General features: G+C 68.4%; 17 protein-coding genes. 10 read left to right on the top strand and 7 right to left on the bottom strand.

The window, feature by feature from the left end:
• The first annotated feature begins 74 nt into the window (after positions 1-74).
• Positions 75-1,139 (top strand): anthranilate phosphoribosyltransferase, encoded by a 1,065-nt coding sequence (trpD, locus tag RT309_RS02920; RefSeq protein ID WP_313355168.1) that lies wholly within the window; start codon positions 75-77, stop codon positions 1,137-1,139.
• Between the two features lie 16 nt (positions 1,140-1,155).
• Positions 1,156-2,145 carry a PHP domain-containing protein gene (locus tag RT309_RS02915; RefSeq protein ID WP_313355166.1) on the top strand — a complete coding sequence of 330 codons (990 nt, stop codon included), beginning with the start codon at positions 1,156-1,158 and terminating at the stop codon, positions 2,143-2,145.
• 1 nt (position 2,146) lies between these two features.
• Here RT309_RS02915 and RT309_RS02910 read toward each other — a convergent pair whose 3' ends face one another.
• Complete coding sequence (locus RT309_RS02910; RefSeq protein ID WP_313355164.1) at positions 2,147-3,079, bottom strand: 5'-3' exonuclease; 933 nt, start codon at positions 3,077-3,079, stop codon at positions 2,147-2,149.
• Positions 3,080-3,265: 186 nt separating this feature from the next.
• Between RT309_RS02910 and rpsA the strand changes: the two genes are divergently transcribed.
• Both rpsA and coaE read left to right on the top strand, forming a co-directional pair.
• On the top strand, positions 3,266-4,720 hold the full coding sequence (gene rpsA, locus RT309_RS02905) for a 30S ribosomal protein S1 (protein WP_313355163.1): 1,455 nt from the start codon (positions 3,266-3,268) through the stop codon (positions 4,718-4,720).
• A 91-nt stretch (positions 4,721-4,811) separates the two neighbouring features.
• Positions 4,812-5,411 (top strand): dephospho-CoA kinase, encoded by a 600-nt coding sequence (gene coaE, locus RT309_RS02900; RefSeq protein ID WP_313355161.1) that lies wholly within the window; start codon positions 4,812-4,814, stop codon positions 5,409-5,411.
• Between the two features lie 65 nt (positions 5,412-5,476).
• Here the strand turns inward: coaE and RT309_RS02895 are convergent, their stop codons facing one another.
• From RT309_RS02895 to RT309_RS02875, 5 genes are all read right to left on the bottom strand, one after another.
• Positions 5,477-6,934 (bottom strand): arylsulfatase, encoded by a 1,458-nt coding sequence (locus RT309_RS02895; protein WP_313355159.1) that lies wholly within the window; start codon positions 6,932-6,934, stop codon positions 5,477-5,479.
• Positions 6,931-8,115, bottom strand: coding sequence for an ROK family protein (locus tag RT309_RS02890; RefSeq protein ID WP_313355158.1), 1,185 nt, complete (start codon positions 8,113-8,115; stop codon positions 6,931-6,933). Before RT309_RS02890 ends, RT309_RS02895 begins: the two co-directional genes overlap by 4 nt.
• A 35-nt stretch (positions 8,116-8,150) precedes the next feature.
• Entirely contained in the window at positions 8,151-9,068 is a 918-nt protein-coding gene (locus RT309_RS02885) for a carbohydrate ABC transporter permease (protein ID WP_313355156.1), read from the bottom strand.
• Positions 9,065-10,045, bottom strand: a complete 981-nt coding sequence (locus tag RT309_RS02880) for a sugar ABC transporter permease (RefSeq protein WP_313355154.1) — start codon at positions 10,043-10,045, stop codon at positions 9,065-9,067. Before RT309_RS02880 ends, RT309_RS02885 begins: the two co-directional genes overlap by 4 nt.
• An 82-nt stretch (positions 10,046-10,127) precedes the next feature.
• Positions 10,128-11,423: an extracellular solute-binding protein gene (locus tag RT309_RS02875; RefSeq protein ID WP_313355153.1), complete on the bottom strand. Its 1,296-nt coding sequence runs from the start codon at positions 11,421-11,423 to the stop codon at positions 10,128-10,130.
• A 139-nt stretch (positions 11,424-11,562) separates the two neighbouring features.
• Between RT309_RS02875 and uvrB the strand changes: the two genes are divergently transcribed.
• Complete coding sequence (gene uvrB / locus RT309_RS02870; protein ID WP_313355151.1) at positions 11,563-13,632, top strand: excinuclease ABC subunit UvrB; 2,070 nt, start codon at positions 11,563-11,565, stop codon at positions 13,630-13,632.
• 27 nt (positions 13,633-13,659) lie between these two features.
• On the opposite strand, the gene RT309_RS02865 is transcribed toward uvrB, so the two are convergent.
• Positions 13,660-13,902, bottom strand: a complete 243-nt coding sequence (locus RT309_RS02865) for a hypothetical protein (RefSeq protein WP_313355150.1) — start codon at positions 13,900-13,902, stop codon at positions 13,660-13,662.
• 42 nt (positions 13,903-13,944) lie between these two features.
• On the opposite strand from RT309_RS02865, the gene RT309_RS02860 reads away from it, so the two are divergent.
• The 5 genes from RT309_RS02860 to whiA all read left to right on the top strand — a co-directional run.
• A complete protein-coding gene (locus tag RT309_RS02860; protein ID WP_313355148.1) occupies positions 13,945-14,430 on the top strand; it encodes a MarR family transcriptional regulator in 486 nt (161 codons plus the stop codon).
• A gap of 3 nt (positions 14,431-14,433) precedes the next feature.
• Positions 14,434-17,322 carry an excinuclease ABC subunit UvrA gene (gene uvrA / locus RT309_RS02855; protein WP_313355146.1) on the top strand — a complete coding sequence of 963 codons (2,889 nt, stop codon included), beginning with the start codon at positions 14,434-14,436 and terminating at the stop codon, positions 17,320-17,322.
• The gene (gene uvrC / locus RT309_RS02850) at positions 17,322-19,208 is read left to right on the top strand and encodes an excinuclease ABC subunit UvrC (RefSeq protein ID WP_313355144.1); all 1,887 of its coding nucleotides are present in this window, start codon (positions 17,322-17,324) and stop codon (positions 19,206-19,208) included. The genes uvrA and uvrC overlap by 1 nt, the downstream gene beginning before the upstream one ends.
• A 26-nt stretch (positions 19,209-19,234) precedes the next feature.
• The gene (gene rapZ / locus RT309_RS02845) at positions 19,235-20,107 is read left to right on the top strand and encodes an RNase adapter RapZ (RefSeq protein WP_313355142.1); all 873 of its coding nucleotides are present in this window, start codon (positions 19,235-19,237) and stop codon (positions 20,105-20,107) included.
• 119 nt (positions 20,108-20,226) lie between these two features.
• Positions 20,227-20,783 (top strand): DNA-binding protein WhiA (gene whiA / locus RT309_RS02840; RefSeq protein ID WP_313355140.1); only part of this gene is annotated, 557 nt, incomplete at its 3' end.

Below are 20,783 nucleotides of genomic sequence, written 5' to 3'. Positions count from 1 at the left end.
TGCGGTGTGCGCGGCTCGAGAACAAGCAGTCATCTCGAAACGACGGCATCCGCCGCACGATTAGGATCGCAGTCATGGCTGACACCCTCACCTGGCCCGATCTTCTCTCGACCCTCCTGGATCGCCGCGATCTGAGTGTGTGGGAGTCGACCTGGGCGATGCGCCAGGTCATGCGCGGGAAGGTGACGGATGCCCAGCTCGCCGGCTTCCTCGTGGCGCTGCGGGCCAAGGGCGAGACGATCGACGAGATCGTCGGCTTCCGCGACGCGATCCTGGAGGCCGCCGTGCCGCTGCCCGTCTCCTCGGACGTGCTCGACATCGTGGGCACCGGCGGCGACCGCATCGGCACCGTGAACATCTCCACCACCGCGGCGGTCATCATCGGGGCAGCCGGCATCCCGGTGGTCAAGCACGGCAACCGCGCCGCGAGCTCGTCGTCGGGGTCGTCCGACGTGCTGGCCGCCCTCGGGCTCGACATCTCGCTCGACCCGGAGCGCGTGGCGGCGGCCCTCGAGCGCACCGGCATCACGTTCGCGTGGGCCGCCGCCTTCCACCCGGGCTTCAAGCACGCCGGCGTCGCGCGGGCCGAGCTCGCGGTGCCGACCGTCTTCAACATGCTCGGTCCGCTCTGCAATCCGGCGCGCGCCGAGGCCAACGCGGTCGGCGTCGCCCAGCTCGACCGCGTGCCGCTGATCACCGGCGTGTTCCGCACCCGCGGCGCGACCGCGCTCGTCTTCCGCGGCGACGACGGGCTCGACGAGCTCACCACAACGGGGCACAGTCGCATCTGGGAGGTCACCCGTGGCGACATCCACGAGCACGACCTCGATCCCCGCGACCTGGGCATCCCGCTCGCCGACCTCGACGACCTGGTTGGCGGCTCACCCGAGCACAACGCATCCGTCCTGCGTCGCACGCTCGGCGGCGAGCCGGGGGCGGTGCGCGACATCGTGCTGCTGAACGCGGCCGCCGGCATCGTCGCCTACGAGCTCTCGCACGATTCGACGCTGACGCAGGTTCCGATGGTCGAACGGCTGCGCGACGCGTACACGCGCGCCGCCGCGGTGATCGACGACGGACGCGCCTCCGCCAAGCTCGATCAGTGGGTGCAGGTCACCAGGGAGCCGCTGCCCGCCTGAGCGGAGCGGATCGATCGTGGAAGCCGCCGACGCCCTCCTCGAGATCGCCTCGCTGCTCGAACGCGAGCGCGCGTCCCGCTATCGCGCCAAAGCCTTCCGGCAGGCGGCGGCCGTCGTGGCCACGCTGCCGCAGGACGTGCTGAACGACCCCACCAGGCTCAGAGCCCAGAAGGGCATCGGCGACTCCACGTTCGCCGTCATCCGGCAGGCGCAGGAAGGCCGGGTGCCGGACTACCTCGTCGAGCTGCGCGGCGAGGTCGAACCCGAGCGCCGCTCTGCGCTGCGCGCGCGGCTGCAGGGCGACCTGCACAGCCACACCGACTGGTCCGACGGGACGACGCCGATCGAGACCATGGTGGCGGCGGCGCGCGCACTCGGTCACGAATATCTCGCCATCACCGACCACTCGCCGCGGCTGACGGTGGCTCGCGGTCTGTCGGCGGAGAGGCTGCGCGAGCAGATCCCGCTGGTGCGTGCGCAGTCCGGCGACGGGCTCACCGTGCTCGCCGGCATCGAGGTGGACATCCTCGAGGACGGTGCGCTCGATCAGACGCCCGAGCTGCTGGACGAGCTCGACATCGTCGTCGCGTCGGTCCATTCGAAGCTGCGGATGGAGTCCGCGCCGATGACCGTGCGGATGCTCGCCGCAGTGGCGGATCCGCGCGTGAACGTGCTGGGGCATTGCACGGGACGCCTCGTCGAAGGGTCGAGGGGCACGCGACCGCAGTCGCAGTTCGATGCCAGGGCGGTGTTCGCGGCGTGCGCCGAGAACGGTGTCGCGGTGGAGATCAATTCGCGCCCCGAGCGTCAGGATCCGCCTGACGACCTGATCGCGATCGCTCTCGACGAGGGGTGCCTGTTCTCGATCGACTCCGACGCGCACGCGCCGGGGCAGCTCTCGCTGCTCGACCACGGAGCCGAGCGCGCCGAGGCGGCAGGAGTGCCGGCGGAGCGCATCGTCACGACCTGGGGTCTCGAGCGTCTGCGCGCCTGGGCGCGCGGCTGAGTCAGCCGGCGTCGCCGGCGGATGCCAGCGCGCTGAGCGCCCGGGTCATCGACGAGCCCAGGTTCCATCTCTCGGCGAGGGCGTCGGCGGCATCCCGAGCGGCGGCGTCCAGGCCGCCCAGGGGGACGCAGGGCGCGGAGATGTCGAGATCGGTCGCGACCTTCACCACGGTGGGAGCCACGTCGAGGTAGTCCGAGCCCTCGGCGAACCGTGCCGACATGGTCGCCGTGAGACGACCGTCGGCGGCAGCGGTGCGGATGCCCGCGAGGTCGGCGTGCGCGCGCAACAGGGCCGCCGCGGTCTTCTCGCCGACGCCCTTCACGCCGGGCAGGCCGTCGGAGGCATCGCCGCGCATGGTGGCGAAGTCCGCGTACTGCTCGGGGAGCACGCCGTATCTGGCGACGACCGTCTCGTCGGTGACGACCTCGAGGTTGCTCATGCCGCGCGCCGTGTAGATGACACGCACGTCCCGGCTGTCGTCGACGAGCTGGAACAGATCGCGGTCGCCCGTGACGATGTCGACGGGAAGAGCCGCACCGGTGGCCAGCGTGCCGATGACGTCGTCGGCCTCGTGCTCGGCCGCGCCGATGATCGGGATGCCGAGAGCGCCGAGCGCCTCGCGGATCAGCGGGATCTGCTGCTGCAGGGCATCCGGAACCTCTTCGACGTCTGGAGCGGCGGTGACCTCCTCCACCACACGATGCGCCTTGTAGCTCGGGATCAGGTCGACTCGCCACTGCGGACGCCAGTCGTCGTCCCAGCAGGCGATGAGCTGCGCCGGCTGGTAGAGCGTCACGAGCTTGGCGACGATGTCGAGCAGTCCGCGAGTCGCGTTCACCGACGTCCCATCGGGCGCCTTCACCTTGTCGGGCACGCCGAAGAAGGCCCGGAAGTACAGGCTGGCGGTGTCGAGCAGCATCAGTCGGTCGGTCACCGCTCCAGCTTAGGAGGAGAGGGGGAGCGGCCGGTCGGCGGATCTGATAATCTGGAGCGTCACTCGTGGCAGGCCTGTGCCTGCCCTCGTGCCATCGCAATCAACAGCCAACCGCTTCGAGGATCCACCCGGCGTGCGCGCCGGCCGTCGAAGCCCGATCATCCATTTACAAGGACAACCCACTACATGACTAGCGCAACGACCGCCCCGGCCACCAAGCAGGTCGCGATCAACGACATCGGCTCTGCTGAGGACTTCCTGGCCGCGGTCGAGAAGACCCTGAAGTTCTTCAACGACGGCGACATCATCGAGGGCACGATCGTCAAGATCGACCGCGATGAGGTTCTGCTCGACGTGGGCTACAAGACCGAGGGTGTCATCCCCTCGCGCGAGCTCTCCATCAAGCACGACGTCGACCCCAACGAGGTCGTCGCCGTCGGCGACCAGGTCGAGGCCCTCGTTCTCCAGAAGGAGGACAAGGAAGGCCGTCTGATCCTCTCGAAGAAGCGCGCCCAGTACGAGCGCGCCTGGGGCGACGTCGAGAAGATCAAGGAGGACGACGGGGTCGTCACCGGCACCGTCATCGAGGTCGTCAAGGGCGGCCTCATCGTCGACATCGGGCTACGTGGCTTCCTGCCCGCCTCGCTCATCGAGCTGCGCCGTGTCCGCGACCTCACCCCGTACCTCGGTCAGGAGCTCGAGGCGAAGATCCTCGAACTCGACAAGAACCGCAACAACGTGGTGCTCAGCCGCCGCGCCCTGCTCGAGCAGACCCAGTCGGAATCGCGCACCACGTTCCTGAACAACCTGCACAAGGGTCAGGTCCGCAAGGGTGTCGTGTCGTCGATCGTCAACTTCGGTGCGTTCGTCGACCTGGGCGGCGTGGACGGCCTCGTGCACGTCTCCGAGCTGTCCTGGAAGCACATCGAGCACGCCTCCGAGGTCGTCGAGGTGGGCCAGGAGGTCACCGTCGAGATCCTCGAGGTCGACCTCGACCGCGAGCGCGTCTCCCTGTCGCTGAAGGCGACGCAGGAGGACCCGTGGCAGGTCTTCGCCCGCACCCACGCGATCGGTCAGGTCACGCCGGGTAAGGTCACCAAGCTCGTTCCGTTCGGTGCGTTCGTCCGCGTCGCAGACGGCATCGAGGGCCTCGTCCACATCTCCGAGCTCTCCAGCAAGCACGTCGAGCTGGCGGAGCAGGTCGTGTCGGTCGGCGAAGAGGTCTTCGTCAAGGTCATCGACATCGACCTCGAGCGTCGCCGCATCTCGCTGTCGCTGAAGCAGGCCAACGAGTCGGTCGACCCCAACGGCACCGAGTTCGACCCGGCTCTGTACGGCATGCTCGCCGAGTACGACGAGAACGGCGAGTACAAGTACCCGGAGGGCTTCGACGCCGAGACCGGCGCCTGGAAGGAAGGCTTCGACGCTCAGCGCGAGGCGTGGGAGCAGGAGTACGCCGCTGCGCAGGCACGCTGGGAGGCCCACAAGGCTCAGGTCGTCAAGGCCGCCGAGGCCGAGGCTGCTGCGGGCGACGACTTCGGCGCTCAGTCGTTCTCGACCGACTCGACCGGTGCCGGCACGCTTGCCGACGACGAGGCTCTCGCCGCGCTGCGCGAGAAGCTCTCGGGCGGCAACAGCTGATCACCGCGCACGTCAGGAACGGGCCGTCACCTTCGGGTGGCGGCCCGTTCCGCGTATCCGGGGCCTGGTGGCCTCGTGACAGGATGGGCGGATGCCACTCATCGCGCTCACCGGAGGCATCGCCTCGGGCAAGTCGACCATCGCCGGGCGCCTCGCGGAGCACGGCGCGACCGTGATCGACGCGGACGCCATCGTGCGCGACGTGCAGCGGCCGGGCAGCCCGGTGCTCGATGCGATCGCCGCAGCCTTCGGCGCGGAGGTGATCGCGGCTGACGGGTCGCTGGATCGCGCGGCACTCGGTGCACGGGTCTTCGGTGAAGACGAGGCGCTGCAGCGGCTGAACGCCATCGTGCATCCTGCCGTGCGCGCGGAGTCGCAGCGTCACTTCGACTCCGCGTTCGCCGCGGATCCCGCGGCGGTGGTCGTGTACGACGTGCCGCTGCTCGTCGAGGCGCGCGTCGACGACCCATGGGATCTGATCGTGGTCGCGGATGCCCCGGCCGATGCGCGCGTGCAGCGGATGACGCAGCTGCGCGGCATGACGGAGGAGGATGCGCGGCGCCGCATCGGCGCGCAGGTCTCGGACGACGAGCGCCGCGCGATCGCCGACGTGGTCATCGACACGTCGGGCACGCTCGAGCACACGCTCGCGCAGGTCGACACGCTGTGGCGCACGCTCAGGGCAGGATGAACACCCCCCCGTCAGCGATGGCCCGTCGCCGTGCTGACGCCGCTCGGCGACAGCGCCGCCGGCGATCACCGCAGCATCAAGCGAGCGGGCTGTCCGACCACGAGGGCACCGTCCGCCACGTACCCCTCCGGTCGCCCGGCCAGCTCGGCCACCAGCAGCCGCCGACACTCTGCGAGCGCCTCTCCGGCCGCCGTGGTCTCGTCGAGCGCCGAGCCGTCGAGCACGAGATCGTGCAGCTCGTCGGGATCGGCGGAGAGGTCGAACAGCTGCTCCGCCCCCGTGGCCGACCACCAGACGTACTTCACGTCTCCTCGGATGATCCACTGCAGGGACTGACCGAGGATGGCGTGCTCGCCGTGCAGGAAGCGGCGCCCGTCATCCGCAGCCGGTGATGTCGCCCGCAGAGCAGCCGCCAGGCTGCGGGAGTCCATCTCGTCCGGAACGGGGAGCCCCGCCAGATCGAGCAGGGTCGCGGGTACGTCGGTGAGATCCATGAGCGCCTCGCAGCGCCGCCCCGCAGCGATACCGGGCCCCGCGAAGATCATCGGCACAGCCGCCGAGCCCTCGTAGGGATAGCCCTTGCGCCACATGCCGTGGTCGCCCATCATGTCGCCGTGATCGGAGGTGAAGCAGATCACCGTGTCGTCGCCGAGCCCGAAGTCGGCCAGCGCCTCCGTGAAGCGTCTGAGCTGCACATCGATGTGGGTCATGTTGCCGTAGTACCCGGCCAGGGCGCGACGACGCGTCTCGTCGTCGTACCTCGCGACGTGCGCTTCGGGGGAGTGATCGGCGCGGAACGATTCGAGGTGGTGGTCTTCCCAGTCGCCGATGGGCGCTGGTGGGAACTCGCTGTCCCGGTACATGTCGAACGCCCACGCGGGCGGGTTGTACGGTGCGTGCGGGCGGTGGTACGACAGGAACAGGAAGAACGGCCGCTCCGGGTCGCGTCGGTAGAGCCAATCGATCGCCTCGCTTGTGGCCCAGTTCGTCGGATGCTGGTACTCGGGGCGGTCCCAGGGCATCGCGATCGCCGCATTGCAGTGCGCGCCGTTCTCGTACTCGTCGGTGTAGGCGCCGCGGTCCGACACGCGGGTCAGCCAGGCGGCGTAGTCGTCGTAGAACCGCGGATCCGGACGCCCCTGCCGGGTGGCGTGCAGGTAGCCGTCGTGGAGGATGACGTTGTCGAACCCGGCCCGGTTGCGGGGCGGGTGCACATGCATCTTGCCGATCGCCTGCGTCTGGTAGCCGGCATCACGGAAAGAACCGGCCATCGTCACTGGGGCGTCGAAGTCGAGGCCCTCCTGGTAGCCCACCCGGCCGTGCGACGACGGAGCGAGTCCGCTGAGCAGCGACATCCGAGCCGGCACGCATGTCGGCGCGGGGGAGTACGCCCGGGTCGCGATGGTGCCGGAGGCCGCCAGCTGGTCGAGGAAGGGGGTCTTCAGGACCGGCTTGCCGAGCAGCGAGAGACTGTCGGCACGCCACTGATCGGTGCACACCAGCACGACGTTGGGGGCGCTCATGCTCCCGCCTCCGCGAACAGCGTCTCGAAGAGGATGCAGGCGCCGGAGCGCGGGTTCACGATCTCGACCGGACCGCCGGAGAGGATGTCCGGCGGCGTGCGGGCGGCACCGCCGGCGCCGATGCGTTTCCGCACGATGTCGAGCGCATCGACCTGGCGGGCCATGGAGGCCGACATCACGACCGTGGGCAGCGCGATGACCTCTTGCAGCTGAGTGACGAGGTCGCCAACCAGCTCTGCGCGGTGGTGGAGCAGACCCTGGAGGGCTGCTCTCTCTCGTGGATCGTCGGTCGAGGGATCGAGCACGGCGTCGAGGTCGACGTCACCGGCGATCAGCCCCGCGGCGTGCGCCTGGGCGAGGATCCCGTCATCGCTCACGAGCTCCTGCACGGTTCCGCACCGCCCGTCGTCGGTGCGCAGCAGGAGCGAGTCGATCGCTCCGCCGTAGCGCTGCTCCGGCGCCCACACCTCGCCGCCGATCACCACGCAGTACTCCACGATGTAGCCGACGTAGAGGTGGCCGAACGTCGCCTTCGCGCCCACCTGCCCGTACACGACGTTCGCCTGCGCCTGCGCCTGCGCCATCGAGCGCACCGTGCACGGCAGGCCCGTCGCCCCGGCGATCTCCTCTGCGAGGGGGACGTCGGTCCAGCCGAGGCGGGGCATCTCCACGATCCGGCCGCGGCGGGAGTCGACGCGCCCGCCCACCGCGACCCCGATCCCCATCGGCTGCGTCCGCATCGACTCGCGCACGGCGGCGGTGCCCTGCAGACAGGCATCCAGCGCCGACTCGACCGATCCGTCGTGGCGTCGTGCGACTCGCACCAGACTCGAGCCGCCCAAACCCACAGCGGACGCCGTGATGTCGCGCACCCCGATGTGCAGGCCGACAGCCCAGAACTCCTCCTCCGCGACGTGCAGCGGACGACTGGGGCGTCCACGACCGGGTCGAGAGGCGGCGGCGTCGGTCGACTCGAGGAGCACCTCCGCCTCCATGAGCGCGGTCACGGCGCGTGTGACCGTGCCGGTGTCCAGGCCGCTCTCACGAGCGATCTCAGCGCGCGAGCGCACACCGGCGATGACCATCCGCAGCACCGTGCGCTGGGCAGGGGGACCGCCGAGGGCGCCGAGCAGCCGAGCGCGCGCGGATGAGCCGATCGATTCCGTCGATGACTGATGCATCTTCGCCTTCCGAAGTGAGGGTGCAGCGTCTCTCACTATGCCTTGACCGCGCCCTGGGTGAGTCCGGCGCGCCAGTAGCGCTGCAGGGCGAGGAACAGCACGATCACCGGGATGACGCTGAGCATCGAACCGGTGAGCACCTGCAGCGTGAGCATCTCGGTGTCGTAGTTCTGCCAGGTGTACAGCCCGAGGGTCACGGGCAGCATGTCCTTCCCGCGCAGCATCACCATCGGCAGCAGGAACTCGTTCCACGTGCCGATGTAGATGAAGAGGGCTACGGTCACGACCGCGGGCGAGAGCAGCCGCAGCACGATCGTGAAGAAGATCCGCACCTCCGAGGCTCCGTCCAGTCGCGCCGCTTCGATCAGCTCGTCCGGGACCGTCTGACAGTAGATGATCGACAGGAAGACCCCGAACGGGCTGACGCACGAGGGAATGATGATCGCCCACACCGTGTTCACGATCCCCAGGGCGCTGAACACGAAGAACAGCGGGATGGTCAGCAGGGCGGCTGGCAGCAGCATCCCGGCCATGATGACGACGAGCAGGTACCGGCGCCCGCGGAAGCGGAACTTCGCGAAGGCGTAGCCGCACGCCATGGAGACGACGGTGCCGACCACGGCAGCCGCCCCCGCGTACAGCAGGGAGTAGCCGAGCCATTGCGTGAAGTGCCCGCCGTCGTACGTCAGCACGCTGCGGATGTTCTCCCAGAGGTTCAGCTCGGATCCGAACCACAGCGATGGCGTGTTCACCATGTCCGGGCGGGTCTTCGTCGTCTGCACGAACAGCCACCACAGGGGAAGCAGGAAGTACAGCGCGGCGGCGATCAGCACGACCATGGTGATGGTCCTCGTGCCGGCCGACGGCTGCATCGAAGCCGGCACGTTCGGCTCGTCGTCCGCGGCGCGCGCCCGCCGGCGTGCGGGCAGTGTGAGGAGGGTGGTCGAGCTCATCGTGCGCGTCCTATCCGTGTCTGCACGAGGGCGTACACGCCCGCGAGGAGGCCGGCGATTATCGCCATGATCACCGACGTGGCTGCGGCGCCGCCCATGTCGTTCTGATCGAAGGCCTGGCTGTACGCCATCATCATCGGCGTGTACGCCGTGTCGATGGCAGGGGTCATGGTGCGCAGCACCGTCGGCTCGTTGAACCACTGGATGGTGCCGACGATCGACATGAGCACGGTCATCAGGGCGGCGCTCTTCAGCATGGGCAGCTTGATCCGCAGCACGATCTGCCATTCGCTCGCCCCGTCGATCCGAGCCGCGTCGTAGAGTTCCGCCGGTATCGACTTCAGCGTCGCCATGAAGATGATCATGTTGTAGCCGATGAAGGTCCACGCGGTCATGTTCGCCATGGACAGATTGAGCAGGCCGCCCTCGAGGAAGAGGTCGGCCGGGAGTCCGACCGACTGCAGCAGGTCGGCGAAAGGCGACAGCGTCGGAGAGTAGAGGTATCCCCACACCAGCGCCGCCACCACGCCCGGAATGGCGTAGGGGAGGAAGGCGGTGAGACGGAAGAATCGCACGCCGCGGGCGGCCAGCGAATCCAGCAGCAGAGCCAGCACGAGAGCGAGTCCCTGCACGAGGGGGATCTTGATGGCGCCGTACTCCAGCACGTTGACGATGCCGCCCCAGAACTGATCGCTGGTGAGGACGTCGACGTAGTTGGCCAGGCCGCTGAAGACGGTCTCGGTGCCGCCGAGCCCGCCCATCGACAGCTGCCTGCGGAACAGCGAGTTCCACAGCGAGGCGATTATGGGCGCGATCATCGACAGCGCGAACAGCGCCGTGAACGGCAGGGCGAAGGCCCAGCCGATGCGGGACTCGCGGCGGCTCGCTCCCCGCCTGGGGCGTGCCGCAGGCGGGGCGGGATGACTGCGCCGTGCTTCGCGCACCGGGGCGAGCGCCGTGGTGTCGGCGGTGGTCATCAGCTGGGTCCTTTCCGGAGGCTGTCGAAGGTCCCGGTGCGGCCGCTCTGAGGGCGACCGCGCCCGGCGGCGGACGGAGAGGTCACTTGACCTGTGCGCCCGCCTTGGTCAGCGCGGCGACGGCCGCATCCTGCCCGTCACGGAAGATGTCCGCCACCGGACCGCCTTCGGCGACCTTGCTCTGGGCATCCGACAGAGCCTGGAACAATGTCGCGGACTGCGGAGCCCAGGTGACGGCGGCGACGTTCTCGTTCGCGGCGATGTACTCGTCGAAGATGTCCTGACCCGAGAAGTACTCCTTCAGCGCCGGGGGAGTCGGCACGGAGTCGACCTTCGCTGCGGGCAGCATGCCCAGGCCCGAGACCCCTTCGGTGTTCGTCGCCCACCAGTCGATGAACTCGACCGCCTGCTCAGGGAACGCACACCCCTTCAGGACAGCGGCTACGGACCCGCCGTTCTGCCCGACGGTCTTCGTCGATGCCTCAAGGTGCGGGATCTGCGCCACCTTCCAGGATCCTGCCGCGTCGGGCACCGAATCGGCGAACATGGTGGACTCCCAGGGTGCCCCGATGTGGGTCACAAGGGTGCCGTCGGTGAGGTACTTCACGTACTCGTCGCCCCAGCGTGGCGTCGGCAGTACGGTCTTCGCGTCGATCATCGCCTGCCACCGAGCGGCGACGGCGTCTGTCGCAGGGGAGTCGACGCTGACCTCCCACGCCTGCTCATCGCTGTCGTAGGCGAAGTAGTCCGCGCCCTCGGAGGTCGCGAGAGCGCTCGTCCAGAGGATCTCGTCGGTGAGGAAGGAGCCCATGTACGCGGTGCCGCCGGACCTCTCCGTCACGACGCGGCCCATCTGCTCGTACTCGGACCATGTCTTCGGCAGCTCGAGTCCGTACTTCTCGAACAGATCGGCGCGGTAGTACATGACGATGGGGGAGGCTCCGATCGGAAGGCCGAAGATCGCATCGCCGACCTTCGCCTTGTCGAAGAAGGCCGGCTGGTAGTGGTCGCGATACTTCTCGGCGTACTCCGTGACGTCCATGAGGGAGTCGAGCATGTCGGGGACCCGCTCGCTGCCGAGCTGAGCGACGCACGGCACATCTTTCCCGGCCTCGACGATCGACCGGATCTTGGGGTACGACTCGCCGGAGGAGCCCTGCATGGTCTCACCGACCACGGTCGTCCCCGGATGCGAGTCGTTGAACTCGGCGATGAGGTCGTCGACCGTCTTCGCACCCTCCTTGTCGGGCATGCGATGCAGGAACGTGAACTCCACCGGACCCTCTGCGGTCACGTCCCCTGTGGCGGTGCATCCGCCGAGTGCCAGGCCGGCGACGGTCAGCCCCGCGATCAGGGCGGCGCTCTTGCGTACGTTCATCGATTGCTCCTCGTCGAGTGGTATCGGGATGGCGTGCTCTCACGCAGCAGTCAGAGTACAAGCATTTATCTGTCAAGCACAACTAATTCAGGTGGCTCGCTGCAGAGCCCGTGTCGGAGGGGGCTCGTAGGCTGGACGGATGCAACCTACGCGCAGCGTTCGTCCGTTCGAGGTCGTCAGCGAGTACATGCCGGCGGGCGATCAGCCGCAGGCCATCGCCGAACTCGCGGCGAGGATCAACGCCGGCGAGACCGACGTCGTGCTGCTCGGCGCCACCGGAACCGGTAAGTCGGCGACCACCGCGTGGCTCATCGAGCAGGTGCAGCGGCCGACCCTGGTGATGGCGCACAACAAGACGCTGGCGGCGCAGCTGGCGAACGAGTTCCGCGAGCTCATGCCGAACAATGCGATCGAGTACTTCGTCTCGTACTACGACTACTACCAGCCCGAGGCCTACGTCCCGCAGACCGACACCTTCATCGAGAAGGACTCCTCGGTCAACGCCGAAGTCGAGCGGCTGCGTCACTCGACGACGAACTCGCTGCTCAGCCGACGTGACGTCGTCGTGGTCTCGACCGTGTCGTGCATCTACGGCCTCGGAGCGCCGGAGGAGTACCTGCGCGCCATGGTCGCGCTGCAGGTGGGGGAGCGGTACGACCGCGACGCGCTGATCCGCCAGTTCATCGCAATGCAGTACAACCGCAATGACGTCGACTTCTCGAGAGGCAACTTCCGGGTGCGCGGCGACACGATCGAGATCATCCCCGTGTACGAGGAGCACGCGATCCGGATCGAGCTGTTCGGCGACGAGATCGAGGCGCTGTACTCGCTGCATCCGCTCACCGGCGAGGTCATCGCCAGGCTCGACTCGGTGCCGATCTTCCCCGCCTCGCACTACGTCGCCGGGACGGACGTCGTCCAGCGCGCGATCGGCACGATCGAGCACGAGCTCGAGGAGCGGCTGGCCGAGTTCGAGCGTCAGGGCAAGCTGCTCGAGGCGCAGCGTCTGCGCATGCGCACGACCTTCGACATCGAGATGCTGCAGCAGCTCGGCTTCTGCTCGGGCATCGAGAACTACTCGCGGCACATGGACGGCCGGTCACCCGGCGAGCCGCCGCACACCCTGCTCGACTTCTTCCCCGACGACTTCCTGCTCGTCATCGACGAGTCGCACGTGACGGTGCCGCAGATCGGCGCGATGTACGAGGGCGACGCGTCGCGCAAGCGCACGCTCGTCGAGCACGGCTTCCGGCTGCCCAGCGCGATGGACAACCGTCCGCTGCGGTGGGACGAGTTCAAGAACCGGATCGGTCAGACCGTGTACCTGTCGGCGACGCCCGGTAAGTACGAGATGGGCATCGCCGACGGCGTGGTCGAGCAGATCATCCGCCCCACCGGCCTCGTCGACCCCCAGATCATCGTGAAGCCGTCGAAGGGCCAGATCGACGACCTGCTCGAGGAGATCCGCCTGCGGGTCGAGCGCGACGAGCGTGTGCTGGTCACGACGCTGACGAAGAAGATGGCGGAAGAGCTCACCGACTTCCTCGGCGAGCACGGCGTTCGGGTGCGATACCTGCACTCCGACGTCGACACGTTGCGGCGCGTCGAGCTGCTCAGCGAGCTGCGCGCCGGAGTCTACGACGTGCTGGTCGGCATCAACCTGCTGCGAGAGGGACTCGACCTTCCGGAGGTGTCGCTGGTCGCCATCCTCGACGCCGACAAGGAGGGCTTCCTGCGCTCGGGGACCTCGCTCATCCAGACGATCGGCCGTGCGGCGCGAAACGTCTCGGGCGAGGTGCACATGTACGCAGACAACATGACCGACTCGATGGCCAAGGCCATCGAGGAGACCGAGCGTCGACGAGAGAAGCAGATCGCGTACAACAAGGAGCACGGGGTCGACCCGCAGCCGCTGCGCAAGCGGATCGCCGACATCACCGAGGTGCTCGCTCGCGAGGCCGCCGACACCGCCGACATGCGATCGGCGCGCAACAAGAGCGGCAGGGGGAAGTCGCCGACGCCCAACCTGCGCCGCACCGGCATCGCGGCGGAGGGCGCGATGCAGCTCGAGGAGACGATCGCCGATCTGTCGGATCAGATGCTCGCCGCCGCTGGTGAGCTCAAGTTCGAGCTGGCCGCGCGCCTGCGCGACGAGGTGCAGGATCTGAAGAAGGAGCTGCGGGCGATGGAGCGGGCCGGGCACGCCTGAGTCGCCGATCCGAGGGGCCTTCGCCGATCAGGGGCAGTGCACCAACGGCTTCGGTCCGCTGCGATCGATCGTGTGCTGGTTCATCGCGCTGCCGCACAGCGGGCAGGCACGCTGCGCGCGCTCTTCGGCGCTGGGCGGAAGGGTCGGCTCGTACGGACCCACCGATGCCGGCCCGGCGTACTTGATCAGGTTGATGTTGAACCACGCATAGAGGCCGCCGGCCTCGCGGATGCGGGTGCGCAGAGGGACGTGAGCGGGGTTCTCGGCCATATCTTTAGTGTACTGAACATCTCTGCACGTAGAATCAGTGGCATGACTTCCGACGACGAGCTGCTGCGACTCGAGAACCAGCTCTGCTTCGCCATGGTCACCGCGGCGCGCAACGTGGTCGCCGTCTACCGCCCCATCCTCGAGCCGCTCGGTCTCACGCACCCGCAGTACCTCGTGATGCTCGCCCTGTGGGAGCGCTCGCCGCGCTCGCTCACCGACCTTTCCGCAGAGCTCGCGCTCGAGCCGGCCAGCGCCTCACCGCTGGTCAAGCGGCTCGAGAAGGACGGGCTGGTGGAGCGTGCGCGCAGCACCGCGGACGAGCGACGTCTCGACATCACCCTCACCGATGCCGGCCGCGCGCTGCGAGCCCGAGCCGTCGAGGTGCCGCATGCCGTCATGGCAGCCGTCGGCACGGGCATCGAGGAAGTGGCTTCGCTCCGAGACGCGCTGAAGCCGTTCGCCGGTCGTGATGCTCGTTCGCCCTCGGCTGACGCGGAGCCCAGTGTCGGTGGTCGCTCCTACACTTGAACGGTGCCCATCGTTCCTGTCGCCTCCTCCGCAAAACTGAGTGTTCGCGGTGCCCGCGTTCACAATCTGAAGAACATCGACATCGACATCCCCCGAGACTCGCTGGTCGTCTTCACCGGGCTCTCCGGGTCGGGCAAGTCCAGCCTCGCGTTCGACACGATCTTCGCCGAAGGGCAGCGCCGCTACGTCGAATCGCTCAGCGCCTACGCCCGTCAGTTCCTCGGCCAGGTCGACCGCCCCGACGTCGACTTCATCGAGGGTCTGAGTCCCGCGGTCTCGATCGATCAGAAGTCGACCAACCGCAACCCGCGATCGACGGTGGGCACGATCACCGAGATCCACGACTACATGCGTCTGCTGTGGGCGCGCATCGGCATCCCGCACTGCCCCGACTGCGGTGAGCGGATCCAGCGTCAGACGGTGCAGCAGATCGCCGATCAGCTCGTCGAGCTGCCCGAGCGCACGCGCTATCAGATCGTCGCGCCGATCGTGACGCAGAAGAAGGGCGAGTTCGTCGACCTCTTCAAGGAGCTCGGTGCGAAGGGCTACTCGCGCGCGATCGTCGACGGCGAGCTGGTCCAGCTCGCCGAGCCGCCGAAGCTGAAGAAGAGCTACAAGCACGACATCGCCGTCGTGGTCGACCGGCTCGTGGCATCCGATGACATCCTCGCCCGCGTGACGGACTCGGTCGAGACGGCGCTGGGCCTTGCCGGCGGCATCATGCAGGTCAACTTCGTCGATGAGGAGGGCGACGCCGCCTGGCAGTCCTTCTCCGAGAAGCTCGCCTGCCCGAACGGGCACCCGATCGCGCTCACCGAGATCGAGCCGCGCACGTTCTCGTTCAACGCGCCGTTCGGAGCCTGTCCCGCCTGCGCGGGCCTCGGCACGCGGATGTCGGTCGACGTCGACCTCCTGCTGGGCGACGAGGACCTCTCGATCAGAGAAGGCGTGATCCTGCCGTGGACCACGCAGGGCAAGGGCCTGTTCCAGTATTACGAGCGCCTGCTCGACGGGCTCGCCCGCGATCTCGACTTCTCGCTCGACACGCCCTGGAATCAGCTGCATTCCGACGTTCGCGAGGCAGTGCTGCGCGGCGACAACTACAAGGTCAGCGTCAAGTGGAAGAACCGCTACGGGCGCGAGATGCGCTACACGTCCGGGTTCGAGGGCGTCGTGCCGTACATCGAGCGGCAGTACCAGCAGGCCGAGTCCGACACTCAGCGCGGCCGATGGGGCGAGTACCTGCGGGAGGTGCCGTGCCCCGTGTGCGACGGCGCGCGACTCAAGCCCGAGGTCCTCGCGGTCAAGGTGCACGGTCATTCGATCGCGGAGGTCTCGAATCTCAGCCTGGCCGACGCCAGCACCTTCATGCACGAGCTCGAGCTCACCGCGCGCGAGGCGAAGATCGCAGCGCAGGTGCTGCGTGAGATCCGCCTGCGCCTGGAGTTCCTGCTGCAGGTGGGCCTGTCGTATCTGAACCTCGGACGATCGGCGGGTTCCCTCTCCGGCGGTGAAGCGCAGCGCATCCGGCTCGCGACCCAGATCGGATCCGGCCTGACGGGTGTGCTCTACGTGCTGGACGAGCCCTCGATCGGTCTGCACCAGCGCGACAACCGCCGCCTCATCGAGACGCTGGTGCGGCTGCGCGACCTCGGCAACACCCTGATCGTGGTGGAGCACGACGAGGAGACGATCGAGGCTGCCGACTGGGTCGTCGACATCGGCCCGGGCGCCGGTGTGAACGGCGGCGAGGTCGTGCACTCCGGCCCCTACTCGGCGCTGCTCGCCGAGTCCGGGTCGATGACCGGCGACTACCTCGCTGGTCGGCGCGAGATCGCCCTGCCCGACAAGCGCCGCAAGATCGACAGGAAGCGGATGCTGAGCGTCGTCGGCGCCAAGGCGAACAACCTCAAGAACGTCACCGCCGACTTCCCCCTGGGCGTGCTCACCGCGGTCACCGGCGTGAGCGGCTCGGGCAAGTCGTCCCTGGTCAACGACATCCTCTACCAGGTGCTCGCCGGCCGGCTCAACGGCGCCCGCACGGTGCCGGGCAAGCACACCAGGGTGACCGGTCTCGACAACCTCGACAAGGTCGTGCACGTCGACCAGGCGCCGATCGGGCGCACCCCGCGATCGAATCCCGCCACCTACACCGGCGTGTTCGACCGCATCCGCACGCTGTTCAGCGAGACACCCGAGGCCAAGGTGCGCGGCTATCTGCCGGGCCGCTTCAGCTTCAACGTCAAGGGCGGGCGCTGCGACGCCTGCTCGGGCGACGGCACGATCAAGATCGAGATGAACTTCCTGCCCGACGTCTACGTCGACTGCGAGGTCTGCCACGGCAAGCGGTACAACCGCGACACGCTCGCCGTGCACTACAAGGGCAAGAACATCGCCGAGGTGCTCGAGATGCCGATCGCCGAGGCGGCGGAGTTCTTCGAGCCGATCCAGGCCATCCACCGGTACATGAAGACTCTCGTCGACGTCGGCCTCGGCTACGTGCGCCTCGGCCAGGCCGCGACGACGCTCTCGGGCGGCGAGGCGCAGCGCGTCAAGCTGGCCACAGAGCTGCAGCGGCGAAGCAACGGACGCAGCATCTACGTGCTCGACGAGCCGACCACCGGTCTGCACTTCGAAGACGTGCGAAAGCTCCTCGAAGTGCTGAACGGCCTCGTCGACAAGGGCAACACCGTCATCGTCATCGAGCACAACCTCGATGTCATCAAGTCATCCGACTGGGTGATCGACCTCGGCCCCGAGGGCGGGTCGGGCGGTGGGCAGATCCTCGCCACCGGCACCCCCGAGCAGATCGCCGAGGTGGCGGAGAGCCACACGGGCGCGTTCCTCGCCGAGGTTCTCGGGCAGGAGCGCGACTCGCGCAAGGCCGGCTGATGGCGGACGTCCTCCCGTACAAGCCGCGCGCGGGGGAGATCCCCACCGATCCCGGTGTCTACCGCTTCCGCGACGCCGACGGCCGGGTGCTGTACGTCGGCAAGGCGAAGAACCTCCGCCAGCGCCTGTCGAACTACTTCGCTCCGCTGCGCACCCTGCACGAGCGCACGCGACGGATGGTCACGACCGCGGCATCCGTCGAATGGACCGTCGTCGCGACCGACGTCGACTCGCTGCAGCTCGAGTACATGTGGATCAAGGAGTTCGATCCGCCGTTCAATGTGCGCTACCGCGACGACAAGTCGTATCCGTTCATGGCGATCACCCTCGCAGACGAAGCACCGCGCGTGATGGTGACGCGCAACCGGCGTATCCCCGGTGCGCGGTACTTCGGTCCGTATCCGAAGGTCTGGGCCGTGCACGAGACCATCGACCTGATGGTCAAAGCCTTTCCGATCCGCACATGCAGCGACGCCAGCTATCGACGCGCCATGCAGACGGGGCGACCGTGCTTCCCCGGCCAGATCGGCAAGTGCGGCGGCCCCTGCTCGATGAAGGTCACGATCGACGAGCACCGCGCGATGGTCGACGACTTCGTGGCCTTCATGGCGGGCGGTGACGAGCGGTTCACGCGCGATCTCACGAAGCGCATGCAGGCGGCCTCCGCCGCGATGGACTACGAGGCTGCGGCGCGCTTCCGCGACAAGCTCACCGCGATCGACGCTGTGCTCGGCAAGAGCGCTCTCGTGCTGCCGTCCGATGAGGATGCCGACCTTTTCGGCATCGCCGAGGACGAGCTGTCGGCGGCGGTGCACCATTTCGTGATCCGCGGCGGTCGCGTGCGCGGTGTGCGCTCACTCGCCGTCGACAAAGAGCTCGACATCAGCCGCGCAGAGCTCGTCGACCAGATCCTGCAGCGCGTGTACGGCGACTCGTCAGACATCCCGCGTCGCGTGCTCGTGCCCACCCTGCCCGACGACGCCGCCGAGCTCGAGGAGTGGCTTCGAGCCCGCCGCGGACGCCGAGTCGAGATCGCCGTCGCCCAGCGCGGGCAGCGCGCCGATCTCATGCGCACCGCCACCCTCAACGCGCAGCAGACACTGCTGCGCCACAAGACGCGGCGCACCAGCGACTACGTCGCCCGCACGCAGGCACTCACCGATCTGCAGGAGGCCCTCGGCATGGACGAGGCCCCGCTGCGCATCGAGTGCTTCGACATCTCGCACCTCGGCGGGACGAACGTCGTCGCATCGATGGTGGTCTTCGAAGACGGGCTGCCCCGCAAAGACCAGTACCGCTCGTTCAACATCGCCGAGACGACCGACGACACCGACTCGATGTACCAGGTGCTGATGCGCCGCCTCGCCCGGGTGGATTCGACGCCGGAGCAGGCCGGCGAAGACGAGGGCGAGGGCAGTCGGCGGCCGCGCTTCGCCTATCGGCCGCAGCTGCTGGTCGTGGACGGCGGTCAGCCCCAGGTGCAGGCGGCCGCGAGGGCGCTGCGCGACAGCGGACGCACCGAGATCGCCCTGTGCGGCATCGCCAAGCGACTCGAGGAGATCTGGGTGCCCGACGACGACTTCCCGGTCATCCTCCCGCGCACCAGTGAGGCGCTGTACCTCGTGCAGCGGCTGCGCGACGAGGCGCATCGCTTCGCGATCACCCACCAGCGCAAGCGCCGCCGTCGTGACATCCAGACCGTGCTGCGTGAGATCCCCGGCCTCGGCGACGCCAGGATCAAAGCGCTGCTCATCCATTTCGGATCGGTCACGGCGCTGCGAGCGTCGAGCCCTGAGCAGATCAGCGAGGTGGCAGGGATCGGACCGGTCCTCGCATCCACCATCCACGCACACCTCGCGGGTGGTCGGAGTCCCGCGACTCGGTAGGCTTGTCTCAGCGAAGGGAGCAACGGATGGCGGCCGCACAAGAGGGCGAGTTCCTCATCGTCACCGGGATGTCGGGAGCAGGTCGCACCACCGCGGCGAACGCCCTCGAGGATCTCGGGTGGTACGTCGTCGACAACCTGCCCCCGCAGATCCTCCGGCCGCTTCTCGAGCTCACCGACATGGGAGCCGGCAACCTTCCGAAGATCGCCGCGGTCGTCGATGTCCGCGGTCGCGGTCTGTTCGACGAGCTGCCGGACGTGTACCGGGCGCTGCGCTCCCGGGGCGGGGTGAAGGTGCTCTATCTCGACGCCTCCGACGACGTTCTCGTGCGTCGCTTCGAGTCGGTGCGCCGTCCGCATCCGCTGCAGGGCGACGGCACGCTGCTCGACGGCATCCGCACCGAGCGCTCGCGGCTCGCCACGATCCGCGAATCGGCCGACCTGCTCATCGACACGTCGACGCTGAACATCCACCAGCTCGCCATGCAGGTCTCGGAGATGTTCTCGGAGGAGGGCGCGGCGCGCCATCGCCTGACCATCCTGAGCTTCGGGTTCAAGTACGGCCTGCCGACGGACGTCGACCTCGTCGCAGACATGCGGTTCCTCCCGAATCCGTTCTGGAACGAGGAGCTGCGCGACTTCACCGGACGCGACGAGCCGGTGCGCGACTACGTGCTCGGCCTGCCGGGCTCCGAGCAGTTCCTCGACGCCTACGCCGCGGCGCTGCGCCCGGTGCTCGAGGGGTATCAGCGCGAGAACAAGAGCCACTCGACGGTGGCCATCGGCTGCACCGGCGGCAAGCACCGCTCGGTGGCGATGAGCGAGGAGCTGGCTCGTCGCCTGGCCGACGTGCCCGGCGTCGCCGTCAACGTGCGCCACCGCGACCTCGGTCGGGAGTGACCGCCGCCCCGGTGGCATCCTCCCGCCCGGAGACAGTCGCTCGGGTCGGTGCGCGGCCTCCGGGCCTTGTAGGCTAGTCCCTTGCGTCGCGATCCGGCGCCTGGATCATGAGGAGTCCCGTGGCACTAACCACCGACGTCAAGGCCGAGCTCGTCAGCGTGCGCAACGCACCCCCGACGGTGCGCGTCGCTGAGGTGACGACCATTCTGCGTTTCGCGGGCGGTCTGCACTCCATCGCCGGTCGGGTCGCGGTCGAGGCCGAGGTGGATGCCGAGCTGCTGGCCCGTCGTGTCAGCCGCGACCTCGCCGAGATCTACGGCGTGCGTCCCGAGATCGCGCAGGTCAAGGCCAGCGTCGCGAGCACGAGTGGATCCACCAGCGGCGCCCGCTGGGCGGTTCGCGTCATAGCGGCGGGGGAGACCCTGGCACGCCAGACCGGTCTGCTCGACGCGCGACGCCGGCCGGTGCGCGGCCTGCCCAACCGCCTCACCACCGGCTCCCCCGAGGAGCTCGCCGGCATCTGGCGCGGGGCGTTCCTGGCATCCGGATCCCTCAGCGAACCCGGACGATCGGCCATGCTGGAGATCTCGTGCCCGTCGGGCGAGGCCGCGATGGCGCTCGTCGGCGCCGCGCATCGCCTCGGCGTCGCGGCGAAGGCCCGCGAGGTGCGCGGCCT

Origin of the sequence: Microbacterium sp., assembly GCF_032084865.1 — a bacterium.
GTDB lineage: Bacteria > Actinomycetota > Actinomycetes > Actinomycetales > Microbacteriaceae > Microbacterium.
Note: the sequence above shows the minus strand (reverse complement) of the source record. Positions and strands in the feature narration are given on the sequence as shown.

Coding starts and splice junctions, on each gene's coding strand:
- RT309_RS02875 (WP_313355153.1), bottom strand. CDS start 11,423: ATGAACGTACGCAAGAGCGCCGCCCTGATCGCGGGGCTGACCGTCGCC.
- RT309_RS02885 (WP_313355156.1), bottom strand. CDS start 9,068: ATGAGCTCGACCACCCTCCTCACACTGCCCGCACGCCGGCGGGCGCGC.
- coaE (WP_313355161.1), top strand. CDS start 4,812: ATGCCACTCATCGCGCTCACCGGAGGCATCGCCTCGGGCAAGTCGACC.
- uvrB (WP_313355151.1), top strand. CDS start 11,563: ATGCAACCTACGCGCAGCGTTCGTCCGTTCGAGGTCGTCAGCGAGTAC.
- rpsA (WP_313355163.1), top strand. CDS start 3,266: ATGACTAGCGCAACGACCGCCCCGGCCACCAAGCAGGTCGCGATCAAC.
- rapZ (WP_313355142.1), top strand. CDS start 19,235: ATGGCGGCCGCACAAGAGGGCGAGTTCCTCATCGTCACCGGGATGTCG.
- RT309_RS02890 (WP_313355158.1), bottom strand. CDS start 8,115: ATGCATCAGTCATCGACGGAATCGATCGGCTCATCCGCGCGCGCTCGG.
- uvrC (WP_313355144.1), top strand. CDS start 17,322: ATGGCGGACGTCCTCCCGTACAAGCCGCGCGCGGGGGAGATCCCCACC.
- RT309_RS02860 (WP_313355148.1), top strand. CDS start 13,945: ATGACTTCCGACGACGAGCTGCTGCGACTCGAGAACCAGCTCTGCTTC.
- RT309_RS02895 (WP_313355159.1), bottom strand. CDS start 6,934: ATGAGCGCCCCCAACGTCGTGCTGGTGTGCACCGATCAGTGGCGTGCC.
- trpD (WP_313355168.1), top strand. CDS start 75: ATGGCTGACACCCTCACCTGGCCCGATCTTCTCTCGACCCTCCTGGAT.
- RT309_RS02880 (WP_313355154.1), bottom strand. CDS start 10,045: ATGACCACCGCCGACACCACGGCGCTCGCCCCGGTGCGCGAAGCACGG.
- RT309_RS02865 (WP_313355150.1), bottom strand. CDS start 13,902: ATGGCCGAGAACCCCGCTCACGTCCCTCTGCGCACCCGCATCCGCGAG.